This window comes from Pseudomonas sp. BF-RE-25 (assembly GCF_019956105.1).
GTDB lineage: Bacteria > Pseudomonadota > Gammaproteobacteria > Pseudomonadales > Pseudomonadaceae > Aquipseudomonas > Aquipseudomonas migulae.
The window spans coordinates 1-5,964 of sequence record NZ_JAHBDB010000090.1 but is presented as its reverse complement, the minus strand read 5'-3'; the positions used below and the strand labels follow the sequence as shown (position 1 = coordinate 5,964).

Genomic DNA, 5,964 nt, shown 5'->3' with positions numbered 1-5,964 from the left:
ATCGCCATCGCCGGCAAGCCGGCTCCTACAGGGGAGGCAGTCAGACGCGGAATTGATCCATCAGGCTCTGTTGCTGATTCGCCAGGCTATTCAGCGACTGGCTCACCCGCGCCGATTCATTGGCCTGCCCCGACAGCGACTCGGTCACGTCCCGGATCGTCGCCACGTTGTTGTTGATCTCTTCCGCCACCGCGCTTTGCTCTTCCGCCGCTGAGGCAATCTGCAGGTTCATGTCGCTGATCACCGTTACTGCGTCGCCGATCTGGCGCAACGCCGTGACGGCCTGGCTGACTTGCTCGACACTGCCCTGAGCCTGGCGATGGCTGTTGTTCATCGACCCCACCACATCCTGCGTGCCGTTCTGCAACTGCTCGATCACCAGACGGGTTTCTTCAACCGACTCCTGCGTACGCCGCGCCAGGTTGCGCACTTCGTCGGCGACCACCGCAAAACCGCGTCCGGCCTCACCGGCACGGGCCGCTTCGATGGCGGCGTTGAGGGCCAGCAGGTTGGTCTGCTCGGCGATGGCGCGGATCACTTCCAGTACCGAGCCGATTTTCTCGCTGTTGGCCGCCAAGCCTTCGACCTGCACCATCGCTGCGCTCATATCGGCGGCGAGGTTGTCGATGCTGGTGGTGGTCTGGTCGATCACGGTCAAGCCACGGCGGGTGGCGTGATCGGCATCGCGCGCTGCTTGTGCCGCTTGTGCCGCGCTGCGGGCAACGTCCTGGGCGGTGGCGCTCATTTCGTGGGAAGCGGTCGCCACCTGATCGACCTGACGGTATTGCTGTTCCATGCCGGCGCTGGTCTGCGTGGCGATGGCGGAAGACTGGTCCGCCGTGCTGCGCGCGTCCTGTACCGAGCGTTTCACCTCGGCGATGATCGGCTGCAACTTGTCGAGGAAACGGTTGAACCAGCCGGCCAACTGGCCCAGCTCATCCTTTTTGTCGTAGGCCAGACGCCGGGTCAGGTCGCCTTCGCCGCTGGCGATGTCTTCGAGCATGTGCGCCACACCCAGAATCGGTTTGGTCACGCTGCGCGCCATCAGCCACACCAACAACAGGCCGATCAACGCGGCCAGCACGCCGAGGCCTAGTTCGACCAGTGTGCCGGCGGTATTGCTTTCATCGAGTTGTTTTTTCAGGGTTTCGGCGGGGCCGACCAGGACTTTTTCCGGCACATCGAGCAATACGCCCCACGATTTGCCATCGGGGATCGGCTGGAACGGCGACAGCACTTTCAACTGCTGGTTGCTGTGCAGGCTTGCGGTTTTGCTGCTGGCGGCGAGCAGGCGGATCAGTTCGGTGCCGTTGGTTTTATCCACAGCGTCCAGACGCTGGGCGAGTTTGCTGGCGTCCGGGCTGTAGCCGGCGAGCAAACCGGCCGGGCTGATGATGCTGACGTTGGTCTGGCCGTCATAAAGCTTCTTGCTCGCGCCCTGGCTGACGGCTTGCAGGCTGTTGAGGTTGATGTCCACCGACAGCGAGGCGATGACTTTGCCATTGACCATCAGCGGGAACACGATGCTGGTCATCAGCACGTTCTGGCCGTCGATCACATAGAAGTAGGGTTCGATCACGCAGGGCTTGAGCGAGGTGCGCGGGCAGGTGAACCAGGCGTTGGCGGGTTCACCGCTGGGGCCGGTGCTGGTGTCGGCCATGTCAGTTTCAGGCAGCGCCATCGACGTCACCTTGCCGGGGGTCGGTTGCGACCAGTACAGCGCGAAACGGCCCTTGTCGTTGCTGCCCAGCTCAGCCTGGCCGGCAAACAGTTCATCCTTGCCGTCCAGCGCATTGGCTTCGAACACCAGCGACAGGCCGAGCAATTCCGGGTTGGCTTGCAACGCAGACTTGACCTGGCGGGTCAGGTCTTCACGCAGGTCGAAGGCATCGAGAAAGCGCTTTTCGGCCTGATCGCGCAGGAACAACACCTGACGCGAGAAGCCGTGGCCATATTGATAGGCATCCATGAACTGCTGGCGAATGTTCAGCGCCTGGTTTTCGCCCTGGGACTCGATCCGGGCCTGGGCGGCTTCAGTGAGCATCTCCATGCTCGAGGCTTTCACCAGCTCGGAACTGTGCTCCATGCGATACAGCGAAAGACCTACCAGCAAGGTCACGATACCGGCGAGGCAAAGCCCGGCCAGCAGGGTGATTTTCCATTGAATGGAAAGTTGTCTGAGCGACATGGAGACGTCCTTATTCGATAAATATCTGAGACTTTGCACTGTAGCGGCCGAAAATCCGCTTTCTTTATGCCGTCCGACGAAATGGAATCATTATCACGAATCCTGTAGGAGCCAGCTTGCTGGCGATGGCGTCCGCCCAGTCAATAACGGGGGGACTGAACCACCGCCATCGCCGGCAAGCCGGCTCCTACAGGGGGCGATGTCGTTTTGGAAAGGGATGGCCTAGCTTGCGTTCGGGGCTGCTGGCTTTGACAAGGCGGTGATGGTCCGGCACAGTGCGCGCCCTCTAATAAAACCCATTCCTTATCCCGCTGGCGGCTCTTCGCAGACTGCCGGCCGGGCTCATTTCGCTTGCCCTGAGGTAACGATGATTAATGCTGTAATTGCCGCGGTCGGCATCATGCTGATTCTCAGCCTGTCCCGCGTGCACGTGGTGATCGCGCTGATTATCGGCGCGCTGGTGGGTGGTTTGACCGGTGGCCTGGGCATCGACGCCACCTTGAAAGCCTTCAACAGCGGTCTCGGCGGCGGGGCGACGGTGGCCTTGTCTTATGCCTTGCTCGGCGCCTTCGCGGTGGCGATTGCCAAGTCCGGCCTGGCCCATGCGCTGGCCGACAAAGCCCTGGCCATGGTTGACCGCCAGCACGCCAACGGTGGCGGTTCGGTGAAGTGGCTGCTGATCGGCCTGCTGTGGGTGGTGGCCATCGCTTCACAGAATATTCTGCCGATACATATCGCTTTCATTCCGTTGCTGGTGCCGCCGCTGTTGTATGTGCTGACCAAGCTGCAACTGGATCGGCGGTTGATCGCCTGCGTCATGACCTTTGGCCTGATCACCCCGTACATGTTCCTGCCAGTGGGCTTCGGCAACATTTTCCTCAATGAAATCCTGCTGGCCAACGTGGCCCGCAGCGGCGTCGATATCAGCGGCATCAACGTCACCCATGCCATGGGCATTCCGGCGCTGGGCATGGTGGTGGGGCTTGCGGCAGCCTTTATCAGCTACCGCAAGAAGCGCGTCTACGACCTGGAAAAGATCGAACAGGTCGAGCAGGTCGCGGTGCAGTACAACCCGCTGAGCCTGATGGTTGCGGGTGTGGCGATTGCGGCGGCGTTCATTATTCAGTTGCTGCTGGACTCGATGATTATCGGTGCATTGGCAGGCTTTTTGATCTTCTCGGTGTCGGGCATTGTGAAATGGCGCGACACCGATGATCTGTTCACCGAAGGCATGAAGATGATGGCGATGATCGGTTTCATCATGATCGCCGCCTCGGGGTTTGCCGAAGTGATGAAAGCCACCGGTCAGGTGCAGACGCTGGTTGAAGCGTCGGCGTCGTGGATCGGCCACAGTAAAGGCATCGGTGCGCTGCTGATGCTGCTGGTCGGTCTGCTGGTGACCATGGGCATCGGTTCGTCGTTTTCCACCGTGCCGATTCTGGCAGCGATTTTCGTGCCGCTGTGCGTGCAACTGGGGTTCAGCCCGATCGCCATCGTCTGCATCGTCGGCACCGCCGGCGCGCTGGGCGACGCCGGTTCGCCTGCTTCCGACTCGACGCTCGGCCCGACCTCCGGCCTGAACATCGACGGTCAGCATCACCACATCTGGGACACCGTGGTCCCGACCTTCCTGCATTACAACCTGCCGCTGCTGGCGTTCGGCTGGGTGGCCGCGATGGTCCTCTGAACGAAGACCCCCTGTGGGAGCGAGCCTGCTCGCGATAGCGGTCTGTCTGTCACATAGATGTTGGATATGCTGCCCTCATCGCGAGCAGGCTCACTCCTACAGGGGACCTCATTGCCCCTCCAGCTCAACTTTTGACCCGGCGTGCCGTTAAAGCCTTTAACCACGCCAATAAAACCAAAAGAGTGAACCGTCATGCGCATGAGCCTGAAGGCTAAAGTCCTGTCCCTTGCCGTCCTCCCGGTGTTGCTCTTTGCGCTGGTCATCAGCCTGACCACGTTGTTCGTTCTGCAGGAACAGGCCCGCAAGGAGGTCGAGGAGACGCGTCAGCGCCTGCTCAGCGACGCCAAGGCCACCCTGCAAAGTTACGTCGCCGTGGCCATGACTGCGATCAAACCGCTCTACGAGGCCGCCGCCCCTGGCGATGACGCGGCGCGGGCCCAGGTGATCAAATTGCTGTCGAGCATCAGCTACGGCAAGGAAGGCTACTTCTTCGGCTACGACTCCAACACCGTGCGCCTGTTCAAGGCCAACAGCCCCGAAGGCGTGGGCCAGAGCTTCAAGGATAACCGCGATCCAAACGGCGTCTACGTCAACCGCGACCTGGTGAAAGTCGCCAAAGACGGCACTCACTACCTGCAATACAGCTCGCCATTGCCTGGCAATACCAAGGTGCTGGTGCCGAAACTCGGTTACACCGAATACCTGCCGAAGTGGGACATGGCGGTCGGCACCTCGGTCAACCTTGACGGTATCGAGGCGCAGGTGGCGGTGGTTGAGGCCAAGGTTCAAGACCGGATGGAAGGCGTGTTGCTGAGCATCATCGGCATCGCCGCCGTCGTGCTGCTGCTGATTGCCGCCGCCGGCATGCTGCTGGCCAACACCATTCTGCGTCCGCTGAACCTGATGAAAGCCAACCTCGACGACATCGCGGCGGGCGAGGGCGACCTGACCCGGCGCCTGACCATCACCAGCCAGGATGAACTCGGCCAACTCGCCGGCTCGTTCAACCGGTTCGTCGACAAGATCCACGGCCTGGTGCGCCAGATTACCGAAATGACCTCGCAATTGACCGGGCTGGTGAACCAGGTTTCCGATCAGGCCCAGCGTTCGGATCAGGCGATGGAGCGTCAACGTCACGAGACCGATCAGGTGGCCACGGCGATCAACGAAATGTCGGCCGCCGCGCAAGAAGTGGCGAAAAGCGCACAAAACGCCGCAGTGGCCGCGCAGCAGACCGACGAAGAAGGCCAGACGGCCAAGCGTGTGGTGGCCGGCAGCATCGTCAAGATTCATGCGTTGGTCGACGATATTCGCAGCAGCGGCGTGTCCCTCGACAGCCTGCAGAAGGACGTGTCATCGATTGTCAGCGTGCTCGGGGTGATCCGTTCGATTGCCGAGCAGACCAACCTGTTGGCGCTCAACGCCGCCATTGAAGCGGCCCGTGCCGGTGAGGCCGGTCGCGGATTTGCGGTGGTGGCCGACGAAGTCCGTGCGCTGGCCAGCCGCACGCAAATCAGCACCCAGGAAATCCAGGGCATGATCGACCGCTTGCAGGCCGGCACTCAGTCGGCGGTGGAAGCGATGCGCCGCTCCAGCGAGGCCGGCGACGGTACGTCCATGCAGGCCAACGAAGCCGGCGCCTCGCTGGACACCATGGCTCAACTGATCGGCACCATCAACTCGATGAACGCGCAGATCGCCAGCGCCGCCGAGGAGCAGACCGCCGTGGCCGAAGAGATCAACCGCAGCGTGCATCAGATCGCGGTGGCCGTGGACAACGTGGCCGGCGAAACCCAACTCGGCGCCCAGACGTCCCGCAGCCTGGCTGATCTTGGCCAGCGCCTCGGCACTCTGGTCGGCCAGTTCCGCATCTGACCCCCACCTTGTAGGAGCCGGCTTGCCGGCGATGGCTGCGCGTCAGTCAACATTGATGTCGACTGACACAACACCCCTTTGTAGGAGCCGGCTTGCTGGCGATAGCGGCATGTCAGCCAGCATTGATGTCGACTGACACAACACCCCTTTGTAGGAGCCGGCTTGCCGGCGATGGCGATATGTCAGTCAACATTGATGGCGCCTGACACAACGC

The 5,964-nt window shown here is 61.6% G+C and carries 3 protein-coding genes and 2 pseudogenes; 3 read left to right on the top strand and 2 right to left on the bottom strand.

Features of this window, described 5'->3' with window-relative positions; all coding sequences use genetic code 11:
* Positions 1-40 precede the first annotated feature (40 nt).
* On the bottom strand, positions 41-796 hold the full coding sequence (locus KGB24_RS29555; RefSeq protein ID WP_404943259.1) for a methyl-accepting chemotaxis protein: 756 nt from the start codon (positions 794-796) through the stop codon (positions 41-43).
* Positions 797-898: 102 nt separating this feature from the next.
* A pseudogene (locus KGB24_RS29550) lies at positions 899-1,045 on the bottom strand (HAMP domain-containing protein); the annotation flags it as partial.
* Between the two features lie 1,513 nt (positions 1,046-2,558).
* Here KGB24_RS29550 and KGB24_RS28445 point away from each other — a divergent pair.
* The 3 genes and pseudogenes from KGB24_RS28445 to KGB24_RS29540 all read left to right on the top strand — a co-directional run bounded on the left by KGB24_RS28445 (position 2,559) and on the right by KGB24_RS29540 (position 5,750).
* Positions 2,559-3,875 (top strand): Na+/H+ antiporter family protein, encoded by a 1,317-nt coding sequence (locus tag KGB24_RS28445; RefSeq protein ID WP_162130708.1) that lies wholly within the window; start codon positions 2,559-2,561, stop codon positions 3,873-3,875.
* Positions 3,876-4,067: 192 nt separating this feature from the next.
* Positions 4,068-4,844: pseudogene (locus KGB24_RS29545) on the top strand (cache domain-containing protein); the annotation flags it as partial.
* 84 nt (positions 4,845-4,928) lie between these two features.
* Complete coding sequence (locus KGB24_RS29540; RefSeq protein ID WP_404943258.1) at positions 4,929-5,750, top strand: methyl-accepting chemotaxis protein; 822 nt, start codon at positions 4,929-4,931, stop codon at positions 5,748-5,750.
* Positions 5,751-5,964: the final 214 nt, after the last annotated feature.

Coding starts and splice junctions, on each gene's coding strand:
- KGB24_RS29555 (WP_404943259.1), bottom strand. CDS start 796: ATGGAACAGCAATACCGTCAGGTCGATCAGGTGGCGACCGCTTCCCAC.
- KGB24_RS29540 (WP_404943258.1), top strand. CDS start 4,929: ATGACCTCGCAATTGACCGGGCTGGTGAACCAGGTTTCCGATCAGGCC.